Consider the following 24,128-nt stretch of genomic DNA (forward strand, 5'->3'; position numbering starts at 1 on the left):
TGGACAGACTGCCGGTAAAGCAGGCGGGAAAGCCCTGTGTGGGCTTTCCCGCCTTGCCTGTTTGTGGAGGATGGCTTATTTATGAGGAAGGATTTTATACCAGCGCCTGTATGAAGATGGGCTTGCCTCCGTTTTCCGGCGCTTCAGGGGGGCCTGCCGCAAAAAAATGCTATTCCATGGCAAGATTATCCTGCTTTTGTTTTACCATGATTTTTTGTATAATGGTAAAAGATAAGCATTGTGCGGCGTCCGGATAGGCGCCAAGGGGGCAGACGGAGAGGGGATGGGGAGATGGACAGGAATAAAAGGAAACTGTTTTGGCTGGTGCTGGCCGGCCTGTTCTGCATTGTATTCCTCACCCTGCTGACCATCTCCTTTTATGGTTATGTGCTGGAGAAGATAGGGGTGGAGTACGCGGAGAATTCCAGGACCTATGACAGGCACTTCGTGATGATTGTAGGCAATACGGAGTCGCAGTTCTGGAAGGATACATATGCCTGTGTCAGGGAAGAGGCTGCTGGCCAGAACGCTTATGTGGAGCTAAAGGGAACCAGCCAGTCATCCTCCTATACCATGACGGACTTCATGGATATGAGCATTGCTGCCAAGGTGGACGGTATCCTGCTGGAGTGCACGGCGGAGGAGGCCCTGGAAGGAAAAATCAATGAAGCCAATGAAAAGGGCATTCCGGTTGTGACCATTTTAAATGATGCGCCAAAGACTGGGCGTAAGAGCCATGTGGGGATTAATCCATACCAGCTGGGGCAGGAATATGCAGGACAGATATGGAAGATACTTCCCAAAGACAAGGATAACCTTAGGATTACGGTCCTGCTTCATGATAATGCCATTGACAGCAACCAGTCACAGATTTTCAACCAGATTAACAATCTGATGGTCACTTCTGAGGAAACCCAGGGGCGTGTGCGGGTGGAGGAAATCAGGATTTCATCTGAACGGGCCTTTGAATCCGAGGAGATTGTCTGGAACCTGTTCCAGAATGAACAGGGGGCCCCGGATATCATCGTGTGTATGGATGAGGTGGACACCGAGGCTGTGTACCAGGCCGTGATTGATTATAACAGGGTGGGCGAGACCCAGATCCTCGGATACTATAAGTCACCTGCTACATTGGAAGCGGTCCGGCGGGGAACCATGGCCATGTCCCTTTATATCGATACGGAACAGATGGGGAAGTACAGCGTGCAGGCCATGATGGAGTGCATCCGGGACGGCCGGACCAATTCATTTTATAGTGTGGACCTGCAGTTTGTGAACAGTGACAATGTGTCTGGTTTTGTGCGTAAGGCACATTGAGTTTACGGCGGGCCGGACCCGGTATGGGACTGAAACTGGTACTGGCATGGACCCGGACCCGGTATGGGACTGAAACTGAAACTGGTACTGGTACGGACCCGGCACCGGGCATGGATGGACAGGGAGATAGGCGGGGCGCATATGGGTAAATGTTGGGACAGGATCTGGGGAAATATCCCAATCGCACATAAACTGTTTCTGGAGATAGCATTGACGGCTGCTGCGCTGTTTGCCAGCAACCTGTTAATCTATGCCCAGATTAACCGTATGGTGGTGCGCATGGATTCCGTGTATTCCAGCAATGTGAACCTGAATGAACTGTCTGACTGTCTGGCAGGGGTCCAGAATTACATGTACAAATATCTGGAGGTCAAGGATTCAGATTCCCTGACCGCCTATTATAAATCGGAACAGGAATACCGGGACCTTTTGGACGGCCTTAACAGGAAGGTTACGGATAATCCCATCCAGATCCTGGAAAAGAATATACGCAGCATGTCTGAGTCCTACCTTGCCATTACGGATGAGACGGTGCAGGCCAAGCGGGGACTGAACGTGGAGAAGTATAAAAGCTCCTATGAGTCCGCCCTGCGGCTTTATAAATTCATCAACGACGATATTTCCGTACTGAACGGACAGCAGTTCAAGAATAACTCAGCCAGTTACAAGACGCTTCAGTCCGCCCTGCGCTACCTGGAAATCATCAGTCTTGTGATCCTATGCATCGTGATGGTAATCAGCCTTGCGGTGATGATGATGATGACAAGGGACATTGTGACCCCGTTGACCAACCTGGCGCACACGGCCAAGCTGGTTGGCCAGGGGAATTTCCATGTCAAGGTGACGCCCATAAAGACCAGGGATGAGCTGGGGATTGTCACGGGAACCTTCAACCAGATGGTGGACAGCCTGGATGAATACGTGAATAAGATTAAGGAAAGCGCGGAGAAAGAGCAGGAGATGAAGGCGCGGGAACTTTTGATGGCAAACCACCTGAAGGAGGCGCGTCTTAAATACCTCCAGTCCCAGATCAACCCCCATTTCCTTTTCAATTCCCTGAACGCAGGGGTGCAGCTGGCCGTGATGGAGGATGCGGAGAAGACCTCGGTGTTCATAGAACGGATGGCTGACTTTTTCCGGTATAATGTGAAGAAGGGTTCAGGGGACGCCACCATACGGGAGGAAGTGGAGACAGTGGACAACTATATCTATATCCTTAATGTACGGTTTGCGGGGGATATCCACTATGTTTCCGAACTGGATGAGACGGTCCTGGACTACAGGATACCCAGCATGATCCTTCAGCCGCTGGTTGAAAATGCAGTGAACCATGGCATACGCGGCATTGAATGGCCGGGTGAAATCCGCCTGCGGGTACAGGATAAGGGCAGTCAGATTGAAATACGGGTGGAGGACAACGGAAAAGGGATGACCGGGGAACAGGTGGGGACAATCCTGTCCGGGAGCCACATAACCGTGGACAGTGACTCCACCGGCATCGGACTGGGGAATGTGATTGCCAGGCTGAGGCTTTACTATGGCACGGACCAGGTCTTTTGCATTGACAGTAAGGGGGAGGACCAGGGAACCTCGGTTATCCTGACCATACCGAAGAAGGAGGAGGATGGAAATGTTCCGGATATTAGTGGCTGACGATGAGGGAATCATGCTGGAATCCATCAAAAGCATTATCCTGTCCAACTTTGGAAGCGAATGCCAGGTGGTCTGTGTGAAGACCGGGCGGGCCGTGATTGAGCAGGCCGAGGCTTTCCGGCCGGATATTGCGATTGTGGATATCCAGATGCCGGGGCTAAGCGGGATACAGGCCATCCGTGAGGTGCGCAGGTTCAACTCATCCATGGTGTTCATCATCATTACGGCCTATGACAAATTTTCCTATGCCCAGGAGGCCGTCAACCTGGGGGTGATGGAGTTCATCACAAAGCCGGTGAACAAAAAGAAGATACTGGATGTGTGCATCCGCGCCATGCATCAGGTGGAGGAGGCCAGGCAGAAGCTCAGCGATGACCTGAAGATACGGGAAAAGCTGGAACTGGTGGTACCCATGATTGAGAGCGGTTTTATCTATAACCTGCTCCGGGATGACACGGATATATACCGCAATGATTATCTGGAGATGCTGGACATAAAAACCAGGTATGGGTTTACCATTGTCCTGGAATTTGGCGATGGGGTGGTGGACGGTCTGATGACCAACGCGGTGGGGGCCAATGTCAGGCTGAACAAGTATTACACCCAGCTCAGGGAACTGGTAAAGGATTACTTTGACTGTATCACAGGTCCTGTCATGGGGAACAGGATTGTGCTGTTCGTGCCATTTGAGAGGGAGAAGACCCGGTATGAGGAGCGGGTGGAGATCATTACCAGGACCAGGAACATGATTCACAGGCTGGAAGCCGGTATTGACATGCAGTTCAGGGGCGGCATCGGGATGGTGACGCCTGTGGAGGAGGCCAGGGATTCCTACAAGGGTGCGTTAAAGGCCCTGAGGGAGAGCGACAGCCATGTGGTACATATAACAGACATACCGGCCATAACGAATTATGACGGGGAATATCCCATGGAACTGGAAAACCAGTATTTCCAGAGAGGGGCAAAGGCGGACAAGGAGGGAGCCGCAGCCTGTGCCAACGAATTCTTTGACTGGATGCTGGAACATGATGGGAATGTGAGGGCCAATATCGAGGTGAAGGTGCTGGAACTGGTCATACGCCTGGAAATGACGGCGTTTGAGGCAGGAAGCGTCCGTTACGGGTTCCGTTACAGGGAAAATTATCTGGCGGAAATCCAGGGCGCTGCCGACATGGCCGCACTGCGCTGCTGGTTCATCCGGAAAACAAGGGAAATCTGCGATAACATCAGTACATCCAGGGAGCGGGAATCTGAAAACGTGGTATCCAGGGTAAAGAATTACATCAATGAGAATTACGCCCAGGATGTTTCGCTGGATGATGTGTCCCGCCTGGTGGACATCAGCCCCTATTATTTCAGCAAGCTGTTCAAGCAGGAGGTGGGGGAGAACTTCATTGAGTATCTGACGCGTACCAGGATAACCCATGCCATGCGCCTGCTGGAGGATTCCAGGTACAGCATAAAGGAAGTGTGCCTGATGTGCGGTTACAGCGACCCCAATTATTTCAGCCGCATTTTCAAAAAGTATGAGGGCATGACGCCAAGCGAGTACAGGGAGAGGTGATGGTATGGAAAAGAGAAGCAGGATCAGGGGGATGGCGGATAAGACCGCCGGAGCAGGAAAAAGGATGGCTGCTGCCGTGCTTGCCGCCATCCTGTTCCTGTACGCATGTATGGCCCTGGGCGGATGCCGCAAGGCGGAGGAAGCGCCTGAGACCAGACAGGAGGAGACAGGGGACCGCCTGCAGATCGGCCTGAGTTTTGAATCCTATGTGATTGAGCGCTGGATCCGGGAACGTGATGTGTTTGTCTCCACGGCCAAGGAGCTGGGGGCGGATGTGAACGTGCAGAATGCCAACGGGGACGTGCAGGAACAGATTGCGCAGATTGAATATTTCATTAAGAAGCAGATGGATGTGATTGCAGTGGTGGCCGGGGACTGCGACGCCCTGTCCGATGTGATGAAAAAGGCCAAGGACGCAGGAATCAAGACGGTCAGCTATGACCGGCTGATTAATAATTCAGACTGCGACCTGTACATCTCCTTTAATAATGAACTGGTGGGGAGATTGATGGCGGAGTGTTTCCTGGAATACGCGCCGGATGGCGGGGATATATTCATGATCCAGGGACCCAAGACCGACGGGAATGTCCATCAGATCAGAAAGGGGTTTGATGATGTCCTGAAAGGCAGCAGGCTGAACGTGGTGTATGAGGCCAACTGCGAGGGATGGCTGGCGGAGCATGCATTTACCTATGTAAAGGAAGGGCTGGCCCGGCACCGTGATATCGTGGGGGTCATGTGCGGCAACGATGACCTGGCAACCCAGGCATTCCGGGCGCTTTCCGAGGAACGGCTGGCAGGGAAGGTAATCCTCACCGGACAGGACGGGGACCTGATGGCATGCCAGCGGATCATGGAAGGGACACAGAACATGACCGCCTTCAAGTCCGTGGAGGAGGAGGCCAGGCTGGCCGCGGAATATGCAGTCATGCTGGGCAGGGGAGAGGAACTGACCGGTATCACCAAGACCATTAATGACGGTACCTATGACGTCCCTTACCGGGAACTGCTTCCGGTTGCGGTCACAAAGGAGAACATGGATGACGTGATCATAAAGGGCGGGTTCCACGCGAAAGAGGATGTGTATCTGAATGTTAAGAAGTAAGGGAAATGGCTGGCAGTGCCATGTTCCCGGCTCCATATGTATGAATCTTTTGGGCAGCCTATATCAGATCCTGATATGGCTGCCTTTTGTCATGTTTTCCTGACCGGAAGAGGAACGCGTCCATATAGCATTTTTTTGCTGTCAAAATGTCCAGCCGTCCAGGCCGCCATGGGCAGGCCGATAGTTTTGTGCTAATGGTTCACAAGCAAGTCCAGTCCATTCTGTGGTAGGATGAAACTATCAAAAATAAGTGTCTGGAGGAGGATTTTACAATGAAAAAGAGATTGATTGCAGTGGCACTGACAATGGCGATGGCGGCTGGAATGATGACCGGATGCGGCGGTTCCGGCAAGACAACTGAGAGCGCGGCTGCAACAGCTGCAGCAGATGCAGGAAACACGGAGGCGGCAAAGACAGAAGCGGCAAAGGAGCAGGAGGATAAGACGGAGGCGGCTAAAGATGATGCGGCGGCAGGCGGCGCAGGGGCGCTCATCGGCGTTGCAATGCCCACCAAGGACCTTCAGAGATGGAACCAGGACGGCTCCAACATGAAGGCAGAGCTGGAGGCGGCTGGCTACGCAGTGGATCTGCAGTATGCGAGCAATGACGTCCAGACCCAGGTGTCACAGATAGAAAACATGATTTCCAATGGATGCCAGATGCTGGTGATTGCGTCCATTGACGGAAGCTCCCTGGGCGAGCCTCTTTCACAGGCCAAGGAGGCCGGCATACCGGTCATCTCCTATGACCGTCTGATCATGAACTCGGACGCGGTCAGCTATTACGCCACCTTTGATAACTACAAGGTAGGCCAGAAGCAGGGAGAATACCTGGTGGAGGCCCTGGGACTGGAAAATTCATCCGAACCCAGGAACATCGAGCTTTTTACAGGCGACCCGGCTGATAACAACTGTGTGTTCTTCTTTGGCGGCGCAATGGATGTGCTCCAGAAGTATATTGATGAGGGGAAGCTGGTTGTGAAGTCAGGACAGACCGCATTTGAGCAGGTGGCTACTGCCAACTGGGATTCTGAAAAGGCGCAGAACCGCATGGATACCATCATTGCAGGCAACTATTCAGACGGGACGGTACTGGACGCAGTGCTCTGCTCCAATGACTCCACTGCCCTTGGGGTTGAGAACGCCCTGGCAGCATCCTACACAGGAACATATCCTGTCATCACCGGACAGGACTGTGACATTGCCAACGTGAAGAACATGTTAAATGGCAAGCAGGCCATGTCCGTATTCAAGGATACACGTACCCTTGCAACCCAGGTGGTCAAGATGGTTGACGCTGTCATGCAGGGCAGCGAGGCGGAAATCAACGATACCTCTTCCTATGATAACGGAACAGGCGTCATCCCCACCTACCTCTGTGAGCCGGTTGTCGTAACCATTGATAATTACAAGGAAATGCTGATTGATTCCGGTTATTATACGGAGGATCAGGTAAAGTAAGACAGAGACAAGAGAGGGACGGCTGGTACCTGAGCGCAGGGGTTTCCTGAAACGCTTTGGGACAGCCGTCCCTGACTAAAATCAGCTTAGGGAGGGAGAACGTTGGCAAAAATATTATTGGAAATGAAGAATATCACCAAGACATTTCCGGGCGTGAAGGCTCTTGATGATGTGAACCTGCGGGTGGAAGAAGGGGAAATCCATGCCCTGGTAGGGGAAAATGGCGCAGGGAAGTCCACGCTGATGAACGTGCTCAGCGGTATTTATCCCTATGGAAGCTACGAGGGGGATATCATCTATGACGGGGAAGTGTGCAAATTCAGCCATATCAATGACAGCGAGAGGAAAGGCATTGTAATCATCCACCAGGAACTGGCCCTGGTGCCGTATATGTCCATTGCCGAGAACATGTATCTGGGCAATGAAAAAGGAAGGAAATATGCAATTAACTGGAATGAAACGTATGGAGAGGCTGATGAATACCTGAAGACAGTAGGGCTTTCTGAATCCTCCCATACTTTGATAAAGGATATCGGCGTGGGAAAACAGCAGCTGGTGGAGATTGCCAAGGCCCTTGCAAAGCATGCCAGGCTTCTTATACTGGACGAACCCACGGCTTCCCTCAATGAAGATGATTCAAAGGCATTGCTGGAGCTGCTTTTGAAGTTCAAGTCAGAGGGCATGACAAGCATCATCATTTCCCATAAACTGAATGAGATAGCGTATGTGGCGGATAAGATTACGGTCATCCGTGACGGTTCCACCATAGAGACATTGGATAAGGCAACAGATACCATCACCGAGGACCGGATCATCAAAGGCATGGTGGGCCGTGAGCTGGTGGACCGTTTCCCGAAGCGGGAAGGAGTGGCTGTCGGGGATACCGCCATGGAGGTGCAGGACTGGAGCGTATACCATCCCCTGTATTCGGACCGGAAGGTGGTGGACCGTGTTTCCTTCCAGGTGGGAAAAGGAGAGGTGGTTGGGATCTGCGGCCTTATGGGGGCAGGGCGGACGGAGCTGGCCATGAGCATTTTCGGCAGAAGTTACGGAACCAATATTACAGGCAGGCTTTTCATCCATGGAAAGGAAGTAATCCTCCATTCGGTCCGGGACGCCATCCGGCATAAGCTGGCTTATGTGACAGAGGACAGAAAAGGGAACGGGCTGATCCTTTCCAATGCAATCAGGATTAACACAACCCTTGCCAACATGGACGCAGTGAGCAGTAAGACCATCATTGATAAGGATAAGGAATATCTGGTTGCCGAGGAGTACAGGGATAAGCTGAAGACCAAATGTCCTTCGGTTGAACAGAACGTGGGAAACCTTAGCGGCGGGAACCAGCAGAAGGTGCTGCTGGCCAAGTGGATGTTCGCGCAGCCGGATATCCTGATCCTGGATGAACCCACCAGGGGAATCGATGTGGGAGCCAAGTATGAGATATACTGCATCATCAACCAGCTGGCAGCGGAGGGGAAATCCGTTATCATGATATCCTCGGAACTCCCGGAGGTCCTGGGGATGTCTGACCGTATCTATATCATGAATGAGGGCAGGATGGCAGGCGAGGTAAAGGCAGAGGAAGCCACCCAGGAATATATCATGTCCTGCATCCTGAAATCAGATAAAGGAGAGTAGAGTATGGAAAACAAGTTGAAATTATCCGAGGTATTGAAGAAATATACAATGGTAATCGTTCTGGCCGTGGTGGTCATCCTGTTCACTGCCAACACGGGCGGGAAAATGCTCCTGCCCCAGAATGTAAATAACCTGATTGCCCAGAATGCTTATGTATTCATTCTGGCAACCGGCATGCTGTTCTGCATCCTGACAGGAGGCAACATTGACCTGTCTGTGGGTTCCGTGGTATGTTTTGTAGGCGCCATCGGCGGAAGCATGATGATTAAGATGGGAATCAACCCATACCTGTCCCTTCTGTCCATGGCATTAATCGGTATGCTGGTGGGGGCGTGGCAGGGATTCTGGATTGCCTATGTGAGGATTCCTCCCTTTATTGTGACCCTGGCCGGTATGCTGATGTTCAGGGGACTTTCCAACGTGGTGCTTCAGGGCATGACCCTGTCACCAATCCCGGACCGGTTCTTAAACCTGTTCAATACATACGTACCGGATTTTTTTGGCGGGGAGGGGATTAATATAACCTGTATGCTGGCAGGGATTGCCGTATGCCTGGTCTACGCAGCCAGCGTGCTGCGGGGGCGTATGAAGAAAATGCAGAAGGGCTACCGGGTGGATCCTCTTGGAGGAGTGGTTGCAAAAATAGTAATCATCAGCGTGGTTGTACTGTTTTTCATGTTCAAGCTTGCGCAGTATAAGGGGATACCCAACGCCCTTCTCTGGGTGGGTGTCATCATCGGCATCTACAGCTACATCTCATCCAAAACCACCACCGGTCGCTATTTTTATGCGGTGGGCGGCAATGAGAAGGCGACCAGGCTTTCCGGCATCGACACCAACCGGGTGTATTTCCTGGCATATCTTAACATGGGGCTTCTGGCAGCCGTGGCCGGCATGATTACCGTGGCAAGGCTTAATTCCGCCAATCCCACTGCGGGCAACAACTATGAGATGGATGCCATCGGCGCCTGCTTCATAGGCGGCGCCTCGGCATACGGCGGTACAGGTACGGTTCCAGGCGTTATCATCGGCGCAACCCTGATGGGCGTGCTGAACCTGGGCATGAGCATCATGGGCGTGGACCAGAACCTGCAGAAAGTGGTCAAGGGAGCGGTGCTGCTGGCGGCAGTCATATTTGACGTTGTCAGCAAGAGGAAGTCGTTTATTGTGAAGCAGTAGGAGGAAGCGGAAGGGGACGTTTCTGTGTCCCGCCGGAAACCGCCGTCCTGTATAACATCCAGATGTTATACAAGGGCGGCTTTTTGTGTGGATTTTTTCTTTTTTTTAAAGAAGGGGCTTGCTTTTTTTTGTGAATATGCATATAATACAGATAGGTCCGTTATCGATAACGGTAATCGAATAACCAGGAAGAGGACATGCACATGGCAGTAACGATTAAGAAGATTGCAGAGCTGGCGGGGGTTTCTGTAGGGACAGTGGACCGGGCGCTGAATAACCGGAAAGGGGTGAATCAGGAGGTAGCCGGGCGTATTAAGGAAATCGCGGATTCAGTTGGGTATGTGCCGAATACAGTGGCGAAAGGGTTGGTAGCTAGACGCAAGGAAGTTAAGATCGGCGTGATCATCCATACGCCAAAGCATGCTTTTATTGAAGAGCTTTTAGCAGGAATCCAGGCTGCCAATAAAAAGATTGCGGATTACGGCGTGGAAATCATGGCCAGATATGGGGAAGGCTATGATGCGGACAGCCAGATACGGATGATTGACGAGCTGGTGGATGAAGGAATCCATGCACTGGCCATCATACCCCTGAACGATAAGCGTGTGGTGGATAAGCTGGAGGAACTCAGGAAGCGTGGGATTACAGTGGCGCTCATGGTATCAGATATCGACGTGGACTGCCTTGCTTACGTGGGCTGTGACCTCTACAGGGGAGGCAGGATCATCGGAGGGCTGGCAGGCATGCTTGGGGGCAGGGACAGCAAGGTGGTTTATTGCACCGCGCCTCTTGAGATATTGGGGAATGTAAGGAGGCTGGACGGGCTGAAGGATGTCCTGCAGGAGCGTTATCCGGACATTCATCTTCTGGGGGTCTGCGAACTGCAGAATGATGACCTGGCAGCCTACCGGCAGGCGGCAATTGCGTTTAAGGAATACAGGGACGCTGACACGATTGTAGTGACAACCGGCTGTACCAAAGGTGTTTTGTCAGCCATTGAGGAAACCGTGTTTGAGAAAAAGGTGAATGTCATAACCCTGGATTTGGCAAAGCCGGTTGAACAGGCCATGGCCAGGGGCCTGGTGCAGGCCACGGTGGTACAGCATCCATTCCTTCAGGGAAAGAAAGTGATTGAGACACTGTTTAATTATGTGGTAATGGGGAAAGTTCCGGATTCAAAGAAAATCTACATTGATACGGACATAAAGATTTATGAAAGTATTTTTTAGGAGTATTACCGGCCGGCGCCGTGGTACTCCAAAAAATAACATAATACCGTTATCGATAACGGTAGAAAACATAAAAGGGGAAGTAAGACTATGAAAGCAATTATGCTGATGTTCGATTCATTGAACCGCCATATGCTGCAGCCGTACGGATGTGACAGTACCATCACTCCGAATTTCAACAGGCTGGCAAAACATGCTGTTACATTTGATAACTGCTATGTTGCAAGCATGCCATGCATGCCGGCCAGAAGGGAAATACATACAGGAAGGATGAATTTCCTGCACCGCAGTTGGGGACCATTGGAGCCATTTGATGATTCCATGCCGGAAATCCTGAAGGAGAACGGGATATATTCCCATCTGGTGACGGATCATTACCATTACTTTGAGGACGGTGGCTGTACCTATCATACCCGGTACAGCTCATATGAATTTGTCAGGGGGCAGGAAGGCGACCCATGGAAGGGGTCTGTGGGGGATCCTGAGATTCCGGAGACGCTGGGGGGAAGGACGAACTGTCTGTGGCGTCAGGACTGGGTCAACCGGCCATATATGCAGGGGATAAAGAGGCATTCCCAGACGCTCACCATGGACCTGGGGCTGGAGTTCATCGAGAAGAATAAAACGGAGGATAACTGGTTTCTCCAGATTGAACATTTTGATCCCCACGAACCGTTTTTTGCCCCGGAAGAGTTCAGGAAGCTGTATCCGGATGATTATGACGGCCCTCATTTTGACTGGCCTAATTACAAGCGGGTAACAGAGCCTGACCAGGCCTGCGAGCATGTGAGGAACGGGTACCGGGCGCTTCTGACCATGTGTGACCATACCCTGGGACGCCTTTTAGATAAGATGGACCAGGAGGGGATGTGGGAAGATACCATGCTGATAGTCAATACGGACCATGGCTTTTTACTGGGGGAACATGACTGGTGGGCCAAATGTGTGATGCCCTGGTATAACGAGAACGCCAACATCCCGCTGTTTATATGGGACCCAAGATGTGGGATAAAGGGAGGGAGAAGGAAGGCACTGGTGCAGGGGATTGACTTAGCACCCACACTTCTGGAGTATTTCAACCTTCCAATTCCTGGGGATATGATGGGTAAACCACTGAGGGACACAATTTTATATGATACCCCTGTCAGGGAGGCTGCAATTTATGGAATCCATGGAGGACATGTTAACTGTACGGATGGCAGGTATGTGTATATGAGGGCACCGGTTAACGCAGATAACCAGCCGCTGTTTAATTACACGCTGATGCCCAATCATATGAGAAACCGTTTTTCCGTGGATAACCTTAGGAAGGCCAGGATGAGAGATGGATTTTCATTTACAAAAGGCTGTCCGGTGCTGGAAATCCCATCTACCGGTATTCCTGAACTGGAATTTTCAGCATATGATTTCGGCACCATGTTGTTTGACCTGGAGAAGGACCCGGGGCAGCTCCATCCAATCAGTGACGCTGCGGTTGAAGAACGGATGGCTGGCATGATGGTGCGGATCATGAGGGATAATGACTGTCCGGGGGAACAATACACAAGGCTGGGGTTAGCAGTGGATTAGCCGGCAACAAATGAACGGTGGGAGAAAACACGAAAAGGAGAAGGAAAATGAAAAGAAGAACATGGAAAACTGCATTGTCGATGGTATTAACAGCAGCAATTCTGGCTGGATGCGGCGGGGTAAACAACGGGGGGACGCCGGGCACCGGGGCAGGGGAAGCGAAAACAGAAGAACAGAAAACAGAGGGGCAGAAGTCAAAAGTCCAGGGAGGCGAAACAGCAGCTGGTAATGATGGGGCCGCTGACACGGGGCTGTCAGGACAGAAACTGGTGGTGGGTACCATGGCAAAGGCAATGGGTCTTCCGCTTAAATACGCGTTGGATAAGGGGTACTTTGCGGATAAAGGGCTGGAAGTTGAAATTGTTACATTTGCAACAGGAGCGCCCATCAATGAGGCAATGAATGCAGGTGAGCTGGATGTGGCGGTGAGCGGGATGGCATCGGTCTATAATCTGGCAACAGGAAATTACACCTATATTGGCGACACCATGATATCGGAAGAGGGGCAGTCCCTGTACATAAGGCCGGACAGCGCCCTGGCATCCAGCGGTGAGAAAGACGGGATTGTGGGAAGTAAGGAAACCGTTAAGGGGATTTCCATTTTAGGGCCGCTTTCCACCTCAGCCCAATATAATGCCATTAAATATGTGGAGTCCTTCGGACTGACGTCTGAGGATTTCACCATGGTATCCATGGAATATGCCCAGGCCTACCAGGCTTTCATAACAGGTGAGGGTGACGGCATCGCAACCATACCGCCCTACTCTTTTCAGCTGGAGGCAGCGGGATATGTGGATGCGGCAGATGTGGCGACCCTGATGGGACAGCCATTGACCGATGGAATCTATGTGTCCAACAAAGTGCTGGAGGAAAAAAGGGGAGACCTGCAGGTGCTGATGGAGGTTTATTACCAGGCATGCCAGGAACTGCTGGATGACCCTGGGATGAGGGCCGAGGCCGGTATGAAATGGTATGGGGAGGAAGGCGTGACCTACAGCGATGAGGATATGGAAAATGAGATAAAAGCCCAGACCTATACGACTGTGGATAAGCTAAAAAGCCAGGATTACATATTTGGCGCAACCATGGCCAATATGGGGGCATTTTTCACAACCCAGGAATTAATAGAGGCGTCCAATCTTCCCAATATAGAAAAAAGTTTTGATACATCCTTTGTGGAGAATATCATTGGGACTACTGTCACGACGGCAAAGATTGACCTGTAGGTCTAAGCCTGCAATAATTCCCGTGGAAAGGAATGGGTATGAAACGTAAGAAAACCATGGAACTGAAATATATGATGATGTCAATATCATCGGTATGCGCAGTGTTGCTTGTCTGGTGGCTGTGCATTGATGTTCTGCATTTGAAAAGTGAAAGCGTGTTTCCCGGTCCGGGAAAGGTACTTAATACATTCATCGTCAAACTGACCCATAAAGCTCCGGACGGAGCAACCCTTATCACCCATACCCTGCAGAGCCTTAAAGTGGCTCTGACCGGGTATGCCATGGGCGCTGTCATCGGGATTCCCATGGGAATCCTGATGGCATGGAACCGGTTTGCGGACATGTTCATCCGGCCCCTGTTTGACCTGCTGCGCCCCATTCCCGGGCTGGCGTGGATCCCGCTGTTTATCCTGCTGTTCGGTATCGGGCTGCTTCCAAAGGCGCTGGTGATTTTTATTGCCTCCCTCATTGCGTGTGTGGTGAACGCCTACACAGGAATCCGCCAGACAAAGGATCTGCATCTGTGGGTAGGGGATGTGTTTGGCGCTTCTGATATGCAGAAGCTGTTTAAAATCGCCATTCCCACCGCAACGCCCATGATATTTACCGGTTTGCGGGTAGCCCTTGGCTCTGCCTGGACCGCGCTGGTGGCAGCGGAACTTCTTGCATCCAGTAATGGTCTGGGATATATGATCCAGCAGGCCAGGTCTATTTCCAGGCCGGACCTGGTGCTTGTGGGGATGATTACAATCGGAATCGTGGGGCTGGCCATGGACCGGCTGCTTCATAAGCTTGAATTAGTGGTAGCGAAAGGAATGAATGTACAATGAAGGCTGGCAGACAAAAAGTATATGAGTTCCTGGCCGGTGTATGCTCGATTGGATGTTTTGTCATTATCTGGTTTGTGGCTACCAATGGGACTCTGCTGGGAGAAATGATTCCGCGCCCGGATGTGGTGTGCGTGGCATTTTTTCAGGCAATTGCAGGTAAAATCGGAAGATATAACTTACTGGTACATATCGGATGGAGCCTCTCCAGGGTTTTGATCGCGTACTGTGCAGCATCCGCGGCAGGTATCGTCCTTGGCCTGGCCATGGGGTGGAGTAAAAGTGTGGAGGCTGTTTTCCAGCCGCTGTTCGGTATTATCCGTCCCATTCCGCCCATTGCATGGATTCCTATTTCCATTATCTGGTTTGGACTGGGGGAGAGCGCCAAATATTTCCTGATTTTCCTGGCTGCATTTTCCAATGTGACACTGAATGCGTGGGCTGGCGCAAAGGCCATGGATTATAAGCTGGTGGGAACCGCAAGGATGCTGGGGGCCAGCAGGACGCAGATTTTCCTGACCGTGGTGATGCCATCGTCCGTGCCTCAGATTTTTGCAGGACTTCAGATTGCGATGTCTTCCAGCTGGGCTACGGTTGTGGCGGCTGAGATGGTACGGTCCTCGGAAGGTGTTGGCTGGATCATCACGACCGGTATGAACAATAATGACATTGTTCAGATCCTGGTGGGAATCATGGCGATTGGAATTGTGGGATTCGTACTTGCAGTAATTATGAGGAAGCTTGAGGAGGTATTATGCCGATGGAACAAGAGCGGACAGTAAACAGTATGATTGAATGCAGACAGATATCCAAATCCTTTCCAGGGGAAAATGGCAGTATGGAAATCGTGCATTCCATGAATCTGTCGGTTGGGGAAAATGAGTTTGTCGTGCTCCTGGGACCCGGGCAATGCGGCAAGACCACAATCATTAACCTGATAGCCGGACTGGAGACGGTGACGTCCGGTGAGGTCATGGTGGATGGGAAGAAGGTGTTGGAACCAGGCCCGGAGCGCGGTGTTGTGTTCCAGACCACCAATCTGTTCCCATGGCTGACCACTATGGGCAATGTGGAATACGGTCCCAAAATGGCAGGTGTCACCAAGGCAGAACGCCAGAAACGGGCGCAGTATTATATTGACCTGGTGGGGCTGCATGGATTTGAGAAATCATTTCCAATCCAGCTTTCAGGCGGCATGCAGCAGCGTGTGGGGATTGCCCGGGCATATTGTATCGAACCCAGGGTCATGATCATGGATGAGCCTTTTGGCGCACTGGATGCCCAGACCAGGTACCAGATGCAGGAAGAGCTGGAACGCATCTGGGAAACGGAAAAGCGCACGGTGGTATTTGTGACCAATAACATTGAGGAGGCAATTTATCTGGCTGACCGTATCATTGTCCTGAGCAACTGTCCGGCCAAAATCAGGAAAGAATACAGAATCAGCCTGCCAAGGCCAAGGAACTATGTCTCATCTGAGTTCCTGGAACTGCGCAGGGAGATAACACAGGTCATGGACAGTACGCTGTAGGAGGGGATATGGAGAAGAAGGTAAAAGTGCAGGTCAGGGACCTGACAAAGAAATTCGGGGATTTACTTGTTCTGAATCATATGGACTTCGACGTGGAAGAAGGGGACCTGCTGTGCGTGGTGGGGCCTACCGGCTGCGGAAAAACAACATTTTTGAACAGCCTTACGAAAATATATGATATCACAGAGGGCCAGATCCTTCTGGATGGCAGGGAGGTCGACCCTAAGGTTAATAACATGGCATATATATTCCAGGGAAATTCCACTATGCCCTGGCTTACTGTGGAAAAAAATGTAAGCTTTGGCCTGGATATCAAGAAAGTGCCGTCTGCAAGAAAGAAAGAGCTGGTGGATAAATACCTTGATATTGTGGGGCTGACAGAATACCGTAATTATTATCCCAACCAGCTCTCTTCCAGCATGCTCCAGAGAGTGGGGATTGCAAGGGCATTTGCAACAGAGCCTGAATTGCTGCTGATGGATGAACCTTACGGGCAGCTGGATATTGAACTCAGGTTCAAACTGGAGGATGAACTGGTAAAGCTATGGCAGATGACAAAGACAACCGTCATTTTCATCACACATAATATTGAGGAGGCAGTTTATCTGGGCAATAAAATCATGGTCCTGACCAATAAGCCAACCACGGTTAAGACCACGCTGACGAACTCAATGCCCAGGCCCAGGGATGTGACGTCCAAAGAGTTTGTGGAACTGAGGAATAAGGTGACGGATCTGATAAAATGGTGGTGATACGGATTACTCCGTTACATGGCCGGATATGGAAGCCATGGCCGCTTTCCTGGCATGTATGACCGTGGTATCAAAAAGCGGGATATCCGTATCCTCCTGTCTGATCAGCAGGCCGATTTCCGTGCAGCCAAGGATGACGCCCTCGGCCCCCTTCTGTCCAAGTCCGCGGATGATGGCAAGGAAGCCTGCCCTGGATTCAGGGGAAATGGTGCCCAGGCAGAGTTCATCGAAGATGACACGGTTAATCATTTCCCTTTGTGGTTCCTCGGGAATCAGGACCTGGAGTCCGCTTTGGATCAGGCGTTCTTTATAGAAATCCTGTTCCATGGTGTAACGGGTGCCTAACAGGGCCACGGTCTTAATCCCCCTGTCCTTCAGGCACTCCGTTGTTACGTCTGCAATGTGGAGCAGGGGGATGGAGATATAGGATTGGATCCGGGGGGCCACTTTGTGCATGGTGTTGGTACAGATGACAATGAAGTCCGCCCCGGCTTTTTCAAGGGAACGGGCGGCCTGACCCAGTATGTCCCCGCTTTTGTCCCAGTCCCCGCAGGACTGGCATTTTTCTATTTCATCAAAGTCAACGCTGTACAGGATGCACCTGGATGAGTGGAGGCCGCCCAGTTCTTTTTTCACGGTTTCGTTGATGATCTGATAGTAGGTGACGGTGCTTTCCCAGCTCATGCCGCCGATTAATCCGATTGTTTTCATGTTGTGTTCCTCCTTGGGGTTTATCCATAGTATAGCATGCGGACGGCGAAGGTACAAGAAAGGCGTTTTCCGGAACCTTCTTTCTGAAAATTCCCTCATGTAAATCCTCTGGGTTAAAATACCGGAGGATTTTTTTGCATTAACGTGTTATAATGGCGTCATGCATTATGATTGATAATAGTACAAGGGGATGAAGAAATGGAGAAAACGATTTTACTGCTGGGTCATCCGGATCTGTATGAGGTGTGCAGTGAGGTGACCGAGGAAGAACTGCCCTGGATGGCGGAAGTGAAGGAGGACCTTAAGGACACGCTTCTGGCGTTCCGGAAACGTTATGGCGTGGGCCGCGCCATTGCCGCGCCCCAGATCGGCGTGAAAAAGCGCGTTATATACAGACATCTGGACACGCCTGTGCTGTTCATCAATCCAAGGCTTGAGTTTCCGGATGAGGAGGAGATGGAGGTCATGGATGACTGCATGTCCTTTCCGGACCTGCTGGTACGGGTAAGGCGGTATAAACGTTGCATCATCCATTACAGGGATGAGCATTGGAAGGAGTGTTCACTGGCGTTTGAAGGCGATATGGCGGAGCTGATACAGCATGAATACGACCATCTTGACGGCATTTTGGCAACCATGAGGGCAATTGATGACAGGGCATTTGTGATGAAGGAACACTAAGGCGGTATCAGGGAGCTTTAGGAAAATGCCCCTTCCATATAAATTTATAGAAGGGACCACAGGTTTATGATGATTGACAGGGACGGGTTTTTAAAAAGTTATAATATAGAACAGGAAGATTTTGAGGCAGCGGACATGCCGTGGGAGGAGCTGGCTGCCATTTATGAGGATTACCAGGCAATTGAAGGGAAGCTGCGCAATATCGGCAAGGATTTTGTTTATGATTATCTGTATGATATCGAGCGGGCCGGAATCCATTCCTACCGCTACCGGACAAAGGACCCGGGGCATCTCCTGGAAAAAATCATCCGGAAAAGGGTGGAACATTTTGAACGCTTTAAGGATATCAACCGGACCAATTACCATAAATATATGACGGACCTTATCGGTATCCGCGTTTTTTTCCTGTACCGTGAGGACTGGATTCATTTCCATAATTATATCACCAGTGTGTTTGAGAATGACCCTGGGCTTTATGTAAAGGACAGGATCCTGGATTTCGACGGGGATCCCAAGCATTACTATATTGCGGAGCGGCCAAAGGTATACAGGCGCAACGGGGATTCCAGGATATATGATGAGGATCTGATTGAAATCCGGTCAGACGGCATTTACCGCTCCCTCCATTATATTATCAAGTATAAGGGATATTATGTGGAGATCCAGGGCAGGACCCTGTTTGAGGAAGGATGGAGCGAGATTGACCACGATATCGTGTACCCATATTTTAAGGATGATGAGATGCTGAAGGATTTCTCCACCCTGCTGAACCGGCTTTCCGGCATGGCGGATGAGATGAGCTCTTACTTCCGCAGGATGAAGGGGACGAAGGAAGCCTGGGAGCGGAAGATTGAAGAGGCTGGGGCCAGGGAGGATTTAAGTGGAAAGACAAATGACTGAGCTGTCCCTGGAAGAATTGTGGGAACTGTTTCCGATTTACCTTACAAGGCACAGTGAGGAATGGAAGGGATGGTATGAGGAGGAAGCCCGCTGTCTGGAAGGCATGCTGCCCATGGACCGGATACGCAGGCTGGAGCATGCGGGCAGTACATCCGTAGAAACCATATGGGCTAAGCCAATTATTGATATCCTTGTGGAGATGAAGCCAGGGGAAGATATGGGGGCTGTGAGGACCATCCTGGAACAGAACGGGTATGTCTGCATGTCGGAGAAAGAGGACAGGCTGTCCTTCAACAAAGGTTATACACCTAAGGGGTTTGCAGAGCGCGTATACCACCTCCATCTGAGACAGGACGGGGATAATGATGAACTGTATTTCAGGGATTATCTGCGGGATTATCCGGATGTGGCTAAGGATTATGAGGCGCTGAAGCTGGGACTGTGGAAGCAGTATGAACATGACCGTGATGCCTATACTGACAGTAAGGGGGGATTTGTCAGGAAATATACCCGGAAGGCAAAATCTCTTTATGGGGAACGGTATGGGAAGAGGGGACGTGGTAAAAGTGGGTATGGGAAATCCAGGTGTGGGAAGTGGCGCCGGGCAGCGGCAGGGGATGCGGATGGTTTGAGGCGGATTGCCAGGGAGTCGGAAGCCCATTGGGGTTTTGATGAGGCGTTTATGGACACATTTGACAGGAAGTTCAACATCACCCGGGAGTTCATTGAGGAACACCCTGTATTTGTTTTTCTGAAGGATGAAGCGCCGGCTGCTTTCTGGGGCGTGGTGACCGAAGGAGACGGATGCGGGCTGGAATATTTCTATATTGCAGAGGCATATCTGGGAAAGGGATATGGGCGGCAGATGTGGGAACACCTTACCTGCTGGTGCGGGGAGCATGGTATCCGTGAGATGCATTTTGTCACCAGCTGGGAAGCAGCCGGTTTTTATGAAAAGATGGGGGCGCAGCGGGATGGGGAAGCTGTTTCTGTTATTGACGGCAGGAAAATCCCGCGTTTTTGCTGCTGTCTGTGAAAGGTGTGGATCAGGATGGAAATAAGACAGGATATCAGACTGGCCGCAGTTGACCTGGATGGGACGCTTATGGACAGCGCCAACCACATAGGGGAGACGGCCATCCGCCAGATAGGGCGTTTAAATGAGAACGGCTGTCTGGTGGTTCCGTGTACAGGCAGGTATCTGAGGTCGATTCCCCAGGAGCTTCTTCAGATGGGGAAAATCAGGTATGCCATCACGGCCAATGGGGCGCAGATATGGGATGTGAAATCCCTGACTTCCCTGTTCCGGGTGAAGCTTCCGCCCGGCGTGGTAAAAGAGGTGCTGGAGGTCATGAAAGGGAAGGAAGGATACATTGAACTGTTTTCCCAGGGAAAGTCCTACATTAATGAAGGGGATGTGCAAAAGGCGGCCGGAAAAGAAAAGGATTATAATTTCATACAATATTTCCAGAGGGACCATGTGATGGTGCCAAGCCTGTACGGGCTTGAGGATGTATGGGATGAAGCTGAGAAGCTGAATGTGTTTTTCCTGGAAGACAGTGACCGGGAGATGCTGAAGGCCAGGCTGAGGGCCAGGGGGGACGTCCAGATAACCAGTTCCATGGCAGGTAACATTGAAATCAACGGGGCGTCTGTCAATAAGGGCAAGGCCATGGAGTGGCTGTGCGGGTACCTTGGCATAGGCAGGGAAGCAACCCTTGCTATTGGGGACGGTGACAATGACATGGAAATGATTGGATTTGCAGCCTATGGGATTGCCATGGGAAACAGTCCTAAGGAATTAAAGGAGCGGGCTGTTTATGTTACAGGTGACCACGACAGCGGCGGTGCGGAAGCGGTGCTGCGCATGATACGGGCTTTCTGACTTGTCCAGGGGACGCACAGCCGGCGGAAAGCAATCTACAAACACGCCCCAGGGGGAGTTTGGATGTTCAATCCTGCCCCCTTTTTGCGTGTCCGGGTGCCTGCTGTCATGGAACAGGGCAAAAAAAGTCGAGAGCATTTTCCCTCTGATGATTATAATGTGTATGTAAGGCGGTGGACAGATGAAGGAGCAGGCAAAAGGGGAAGCGGTACAGATTGAGGCGGTGCAGAGGATGCAGGATTATATAGCGGAGCATTTGGATGAAGAAATCAGTCCCGGCGCCCTTGCCGCATGTTCCCTGTATTCACCCTGGTATTCCTACCGGCTTTTTGTACGCTATGTGGGTATGACGCCTTCGGATTACGTCCGCAGGTTCCGGCTTTCACGCTCAGCGCTCAGACTGAGGGATGGGAAGGTAAAGGTTGTGGATATTGCTTTTGAAATGGGATTTAAAAGCGTGGACGGCTACCAGCGGGCATTTTCCAGGGAATTTGGCTGCAATCCAAAGGAGTATGCCTTGAATCCTGTGCCTATTAGCCTGTTTACGCCTTACGGAGTCAAATACAGGTATATCAGAAGGGAGAAAACCATGGAAACAGTTAAAAATGTATTCATCCGGGAAGTCTGGAAGCCGGAGCGCAAGGTGCTGATTAAGCGGGGCATTAAGGCAGAGGAGTATTTTACTTATTGTGAAGAGGTGGGCTGCGATGTGTGGGGGCTGCTCACAAGCATCCGTTCCATCAGCGGGGAACCGGTGTGCCTGTGGCTGCCCGGCGCTTATGTAAAGCCGGGCACGTCCGTGTATGTGCAGGGGGTGGAGGTTCCGGCGGACTATGACGGCGTGGTGCCGGAAGGGTTCGATGTGATAGGACTTCCGCCGTGCAGGTATCTCATGTTCCAGGGGGAGCCGTTTGCCGAGGAGGACTACTGCCAGGCAATTGAACAGGTGCAGTCAGCCATCAGCCGGTATGAACCGTCTGCAGCCGGGTACAGGTGGGACAGGGACAACCCGCGGGTCCAGCTGGAGCCAATCGGGACCAGGGGTTATATTGAACTGCTGCCTGTCAAGGCGCTGGCAGATGGTTAAAATCAGGAACAATGGTTAAAAATAAGTTAATATACTTGCATTTGCGTGCCTTTCCTATATAATCGGTACTGTATTATCAAGTAATGAAGAACCGGTTGACCGATTGATGATAAGGAGGCACACCATGAGAGGCGTAGAAACGCGTATACAGGAAATCAGGCACAGGATATTCAGGGAAGTGGCCCGCATGGCTTACCACACGGAATGGCCTGTGGATAAGAGGATTGAGGAACTTCCCTATAAAATCATTCCGGGGGAGATTGGCAATTACCGCAGCGACGTATTCCTGGAAAGGGCCATTGTGGGGGAGCGGCTGAGGCTGGCCATGGGGCTTCCCTACCGCAGTGCGGCCGACCCTGCCCCGATATCGGATAATATAGAGGCAGCGGACCAGCCGGAGACGTATTATACGCCACCGCTTATCAATGTGATGAAGTTTGCCTGCAACGCCTGCCACGAAAAGCGGGTGGTGGTGACGGACGGATGCCAGGGCTGTCTGGCCCACCCCTGTGTGGAGGTGTGTCCAAAGGATGCGGTGAGCATTGACCGTTCCAACGGGCGCTCCCATATTGACCAGGACAGATGCATCCGGTGCGGCAGGTGTGCGGATGTCTGTTCCTACAATGCCATCATTATCCAGGAACGTCCGTGTGCAGCGGCCTGCGGCATGGACTGTATACATTCAGATGAAAACGGCAAGGCGGATATTGATTATGATAAATGCGTATCCTGCGGCATGTGTCTTGTGAACTGCCCCTTTGGGGCCATTGCGGACAAGTCCCAGATCTTCCAGGTCATCCGCGCCATCCAGTCCGGCGAGCGTGTGTATGCTGCGGTTGCACCTGCGTTCGTGGGACAGTTCGGTCCGAAGGTGACGCCGGGCAAGCTGCGTGCGGCCATGAAGGCGCTGGGATTCGCGGATGTATTCGAGGTGGCAGTGGGCGCCGATCTGTGCGCCACCCAGGAGGCGATTGACTTCATGCAGGAGGTTCCGGAAAAGCTTCCGTTCATGGCCACTTCCTGTTGCCCGGCCTGGTCCATGATGGCTAAGAAGCTGTTCCCTGAACAGGCTGACTGCATTTCCATGGCCCTGACCCCCATGACCCTAACGGCCCGCCTGATCAAACGGCACCACAAGAACGCCAAGGTGGTGTTCATCGGCCCGTGCGCAGCGAAGAAGCTGGAGGCCATGAGGACGGATATCCGCAGTGATGTGGATTTTGTGCTGACCTTTGAGGAGATGGATGGGATTTTTGATGCAAAGCATGTGGAGATTGAGAAAATGGAGGAGGACCCGGACGGTGTCAACGATGCGTCCATGGACGGGCGTAACTTTGCCGTGTCAGGAGGCGTTGCAAAGTCAGTGGTTGACGTTATCCACCAGCGTTTCCCGGACAGGGAAATCAAAGTTGCCAATGCAGAGGGGCTTAAGGACTGCCGGAAGCTTCTTACCATGGCCAAGGCTGGTAAATACAACGGCTACTTGTTAGAGGGAATGGCGTGTCCGGGCGGATGCGTGGCCGGGGCAGGAACCATGCAGCCCATTAAGAAGTCCCAGGCAGCAGTGAATCTCTATGCCTCCAAGGCAAACCATAAGACCTCCAATGAGACGGAGCATGTGAAGGAACTGGATAAGCTTGTGGATTAGTGGCCTGCGGGTGGATGAGTTTGTGGATAAATGGTCTGTAGAGGAACGGCCTTTGGATGGATAAGGTTGGATGGATGAGGAGGTTAAAATGCTTGACCTTGCCTGGGCCTTGTAGTAGAATAAGGGTAGTTAGCGGATGCTAATAGAACGGAGCGGTATAGCC

21 protein-coding genes are annotated in these 24,128 nt (G+C 51.6%); 20 read left to right on the forward strand and 1 reads right to left on the reverse strand.

Features of this window, described 5'->3' with window-relative positions; translation table 11 throughout:
- The first annotated feature begins 291 nt into the window (after positions 1-291).
- The 14 genes from MCJ35_RS30615 to MCJ35_RS30680 all read left to right on the forward strand — a co-directional run bounded on the left by MCJ35_RS30615 (position 292) and on the right by MCJ35_RS30680 (position 17,053).
- Positions 292-1,317, forward strand: a complete 1,026-nt coding sequence (locus tag MCJ35_RS30615) for a substrate-binding domain-containing protein (protein ID WP_008721073.1) — start codon at positions 292-294, stop codon at positions 1,315-1,317.
- Positions 1,318-1,458: 141 nt separating this feature from the next.
- Positions 1,459-2,970 (forward strand): sensor histidine kinase, encoded by a 1,512-nt coding sequence (locus tag MCJ35_RS30620; RefSeq protein ID WP_025483739.1) that lies wholly within the window; start codon positions 1,459-1,461, stop codon positions 2,968-2,970.
- Entirely contained in the window at positions 2,948-4,534 is a 1,587-nt protein-coding gene (locus MCJ35_RS30625) for a helix-turn-helix domain-containing protein (protein ID WP_025483738.1), read from the forward strand. Before MCJ35_RS30620 ends, MCJ35_RS30625 begins: the two co-directional genes overlap by 23 nt.
- 64 nt (positions 4,535-4,598) lie before the next feature.
- Positions 4,599-5,639 carry a sugar ABC transporter substrate-binding protein gene (locus tag MCJ35_RS30630; protein WP_155858420.1) on the forward strand — a complete coding sequence of 347 codons (1,041 nt, stop codon included), beginning with the start codon at positions 4,599-4,601 and terminating at the stop codon, positions 5,637-5,639.
- A gap of 272 nt (positions 5,640-5,911) precedes the next feature.
- The gene (gene chvE, locus MCJ35_RS30635) at positions 5,912-7,099 is read left to right on the forward strand and encodes a multiple monosaccharide ABC transporter substrate-binding protein (protein ID WP_008721079.1); all 1,188 of its coding nucleotides are present in this window, start codon (positions 5,912-5,914) and stop codon (positions 7,097-7,099) included.
- A gap of 102 nt (positions 7,100-7,201) precedes the next feature.
- Positions 7,202-8,740 (forward strand): multiple monosaccharide ABC transporter ATP-binding protein, encoded by a 1,539-nt coding sequence (gene mmsA, locus MCJ35_RS30640; protein WP_025483736.1) that lies wholly within the window; start codon positions 7,202-7,204, stop codon positions 8,738-8,740.
- A gap of 3 nt (positions 8,741-8,743) precedes the next feature.
- Positions 8,744-9,919 carry a multiple monosaccharide ABC transporter permease gene (gene mmsB, locus MCJ35_RS30645; protein WP_008721081.1) on the forward strand — a complete coding sequence of 392 codons (1,176 nt, stop codon included), beginning with the start codon at positions 8,744-8,746 and terminating at the stop codon, positions 9,917-9,919.
- Between the two features lie 203 nt (positions 9,920-10,122).
- Positions 10,123-11,148 (forward strand): LacI family DNA-binding transcriptional regulator, encoded by a 1,026-nt coding sequence (locus MCJ35_RS30650; protein ID WP_162158524.1) that lies wholly within the window; start codon positions 10,123-10,125, stop codon positions 11,146-11,148.
- A 90-nt stretch (positions 11,149-11,238) separates the two neighbouring features.
- On the forward strand, positions 11,239-12,717 hold the full coding sequence (locus MCJ35_RS30655) for a sulfatase (RefSeq protein WP_025483734.1): 1,479 nt from the start codon (positions 11,239-11,241) through the stop codon (positions 12,715-12,717).
- 47 nt (positions 12,718-12,764) lie between these two features.
- Positions 12,765-13,943 carry an ABC transporter substrate-binding protein gene (locus MCJ35_RS30660; protein ID WP_025483733.1) on the forward strand — a complete coding sequence of 393 codons (1,179 nt, stop codon included), beginning with the start codon at positions 12,765-12,767 and terminating at the stop codon, positions 13,941-13,943.
- Between the two features lie 38 nt (positions 13,944-13,981).
- Positions 13,982-14,773: an ABC transporter permease gene (locus MCJ35_RS30665; protein WP_025483732.1), complete on the forward strand. Its 792-nt coding sequence runs from the start codon at positions 13,982-13,984 to the stop codon at positions 14,771-14,773.
- Entirely contained in the window at positions 14,770-15,552 is a 783-nt protein-coding gene (locus MCJ35_RS30670; RefSeq protein ID WP_025483731.1) for an ABC transporter permease, read from the forward strand. The genes MCJ35_RS30665 and MCJ35_RS30670 overlap by 4 nt, the downstream gene beginning before the upstream one ends.
- Positions 15,531-16,301, forward strand: coding sequence for an ABC transporter ATP-binding protein (locus MCJ35_RS30675; RefSeq protein ID WP_025483730.1), 771 nt, complete (start codon positions 15,531-15,533; stop codon positions 16,299-16,301). Before MCJ35_RS30670 ends, MCJ35_RS30675 begins: the two co-directional genes overlap by 22 nt.
- Before the next feature lie 8 nt (positions 16,302-16,309).
- Positions 16,310-17,053, forward strand: coding sequence for an ABC transporter ATP-binding protein (locus MCJ35_RS30680; RefSeq protein WP_008721090.1), 744 nt, complete (start codon positions 16,310-16,312; stop codon positions 17,051-17,053).
- Between the two features lie 6 nt (positions 17,054-17,059).
- On the opposite strand, the gene MCJ35_RS30685 is transcribed toward MCJ35_RS30680, so the two are convergent.
- Positions 17,060-17,764 (reverse strand): aspartate/glutamate racemase family protein, encoded by a 705-nt coding sequence (locus MCJ35_RS30685; RefSeq protein ID WP_025483729.1) that lies wholly within the window; start codon positions 17,762-17,764, stop codon positions 17,060-17,062.
- Between the two features lie 198 nt (positions 17,765-17,962).
- Between MCJ35_RS30685 and MCJ35_RS30690 the strand changes: the two genes are divergently transcribed.
- From MCJ35_RS30690 to MCJ35_RS30715, 6 genes are all read left to right on the forward strand, one after another.
- Positions 17,963-18,445 (forward strand): peptide deformylase, encoded by a 483-nt coding sequence (locus MCJ35_RS30690; RefSeq protein WP_025483728.1) that lies wholly within the window; start codon positions 17,963-17,965, stop codon positions 18,443-18,445.
- A 69-nt stretch (positions 18,446-18,514) separates the two neighbouring features.
- Positions 18,515-19,345: a GTP pyrophosphokinase gene (locus tag MCJ35_RS30695; protein WP_025483727.1), complete on the forward strand. Its 831-nt coding sequence runs from the start codon at positions 18,515-18,517 to the stop codon at positions 19,343-19,345.
- A complete protein-coding gene (locus tag MCJ35_RS30700) occupies positions 19,326-20,381 on the forward strand; it encodes a GNAT family N-acetyltransferase (RefSeq protein ID WP_025483726.1) in 1,056 nt (351 codons plus the stop codon). Before MCJ35_RS30695 ends, MCJ35_RS30700 begins: the two co-directional genes overlap by 20 nt.
- A gap of 15 nt (positions 20,382-20,396) precedes the next feature.
- The gene (locus MCJ35_RS30705) at positions 20,397-21,230 is read left to right on the forward strand and encodes a Cof-type HAD-IIB family hydrolase (protein ID WP_025483725.1); all 834 of its coding nucleotides are present in this window, start codon (positions 20,397-20,399) and stop codon (positions 21,228-21,230) included.
- Positions 21,231-21,411: 181 nt separating this feature from the next.
- Positions 21,412-22,317: a helix-turn-helix transcriptional regulator gene (locus MCJ35_RS30710; protein ID WP_008721097.1), complete on the forward strand. Its 906-nt coding sequence runs from the start codon at positions 21,412-21,414 to the stop codon at positions 22,315-22,317.
- A gap of 124 nt (positions 22,318-22,441) precedes the next feature.
- Positions 22,442-23,965 (forward strand): 4Fe-4S dicluster domain-containing protein, encoded by a 1,524-nt coding sequence (locus MCJ35_RS30715; RefSeq protein WP_025483723.1) that lies wholly within the window; start codon positions 22,442-22,444, stop codon positions 23,963-23,965.
- The last annotated feature ends 163 nt before the right edge of the window (positions 23,966-24,128 follow it).

The organism is Enterocloster sp. OA13 (genome assembly GCF_022440595.1).
GTDB classification, from domain to species: Bacteria; Bacillota; Clostridia; order Lachnospirales; family Lachnospiraceae; genus Enterocloster; species Enterocloster hominis.

Coding starts and splice junctions, on each gene's coding strand:
- MCJ35_RS30615 (WP_008721073.1), top strand. CDS start 292: ATGGACAGGAATAAAAGGAAACTGTTTTGGCTGGTGCTGGCCGGCCTG.
- MCJ35_RS30620 (WP_025483739.1), top strand. CDS start 1,459: ATGGGTAAATGTTGGGACAGGATCTGGGGAAATATCCCAATCGCACAT.
- MCJ35_RS30625 (WP_025483738.1), top strand. CDS start 2,948: ATGTTCCGGATATTAGTGGCTGACGATGAGGGAATCATGCTGGAATCC.
- MCJ35_RS30630 (WP_155858420.1), top strand. CDS start 4,599: ATGGCTGCTGCCGTGCTTGCCGCCATCCTGTTCCTGTACGCATGTATG.
- chvE (WP_008721079.1), top strand. CDS start 5,912: ATGAAAAAGAGATTGATTGCAGTGGCACTGACAATGGCGATGGCGGCT.
- mmsB (WP_008721081.1), top strand. CDS start 8,744: ATGGAAAACAAGTTGAAATTATCCGAGGTATTGAAGAAATATACAATG.
- MCJ35_RS30650 (WP_162158524.1), top strand. CDS start 10,123: ATGGCAGTAACGATTAAGAAGATTGCAGAGCTGGCGGGGGTTTCTGTA.
- MCJ35_RS30655 (WP_025483734.1), top strand. CDS start 11,239: ATGAAAGCAATTATGCTGATGTTCGATTCATTGAACCGCCATATGCTG.
- MCJ35_RS30660 (WP_025483733.1), top strand. CDS start 12,765: ATGAAAAGAAGAACATGGAAAACTGCATTGTCGATGGTATTAACAGCA.
- MCJ35_RS30665 (WP_025483732.1), top strand. CDS start 13,982: ATGAAACGTAAGAAAACCATGGAACTGAAATATATGATGATGTCAATA.
- MCJ35_RS30670 (WP_025483731.1), top strand. CDS start 14,770: ATGAAGGCTGGCAGACAAAAAGTATATGAGTTCCTGGCCGGTGTATGC.
- MCJ35_RS30675 (WP_025483730.1), top strand. CDS start 15,531: ATGGAACAAGAGCGGACAGTAAACAGTATGATTGAATGCAGACAGATA.
- MCJ35_RS30680 (WP_008721090.1), top strand. CDS start 16,310: ATGGAGAAGAAGGTAAAAGTGCAGGTCAGGGACCTGACAAAGAAATTC.
- MCJ35_RS30685 (WP_025483729.1), bottom strand. CDS start 17,764: ATGAAAACAATCGGATTAATCGGCGGCATGAGCTGGGAAAGCACCGTC.
- MCJ35_RS30690 (WP_025483728.1), top strand. CDS start 17,963: ATGGAGAAAACGATTTTACTGCTGGGTCATCCGGATCTGTATGAGGTG.
- MCJ35_RS30695 (WP_025483727.1), top strand. CDS start 18,515: ATGATTGACAGGGACGGGTTTTTAAAAAGTTATAATATAGAACAGGAA.
- MCJ35_RS30705 (WP_025483725.1), top strand. CDS start 20,397: ATGGAAATAAGACAGGATATCAGACTGGCCGCAGTTGACCTGGATGGG.
- MCJ35_RS30710 (WP_008721097.1), top strand. CDS start 21,412: ATGAAGGAGCAGGCAAAAGGGGAAGCGGTACAGATTGAGGCGGTGCAG.
- MCJ35_RS30715 (WP_025483723.1), top strand. CDS start 22,442: ATGAGAGGCGTAGAAACGCGTATACAGGAAATCAGGCACAGGATATTC.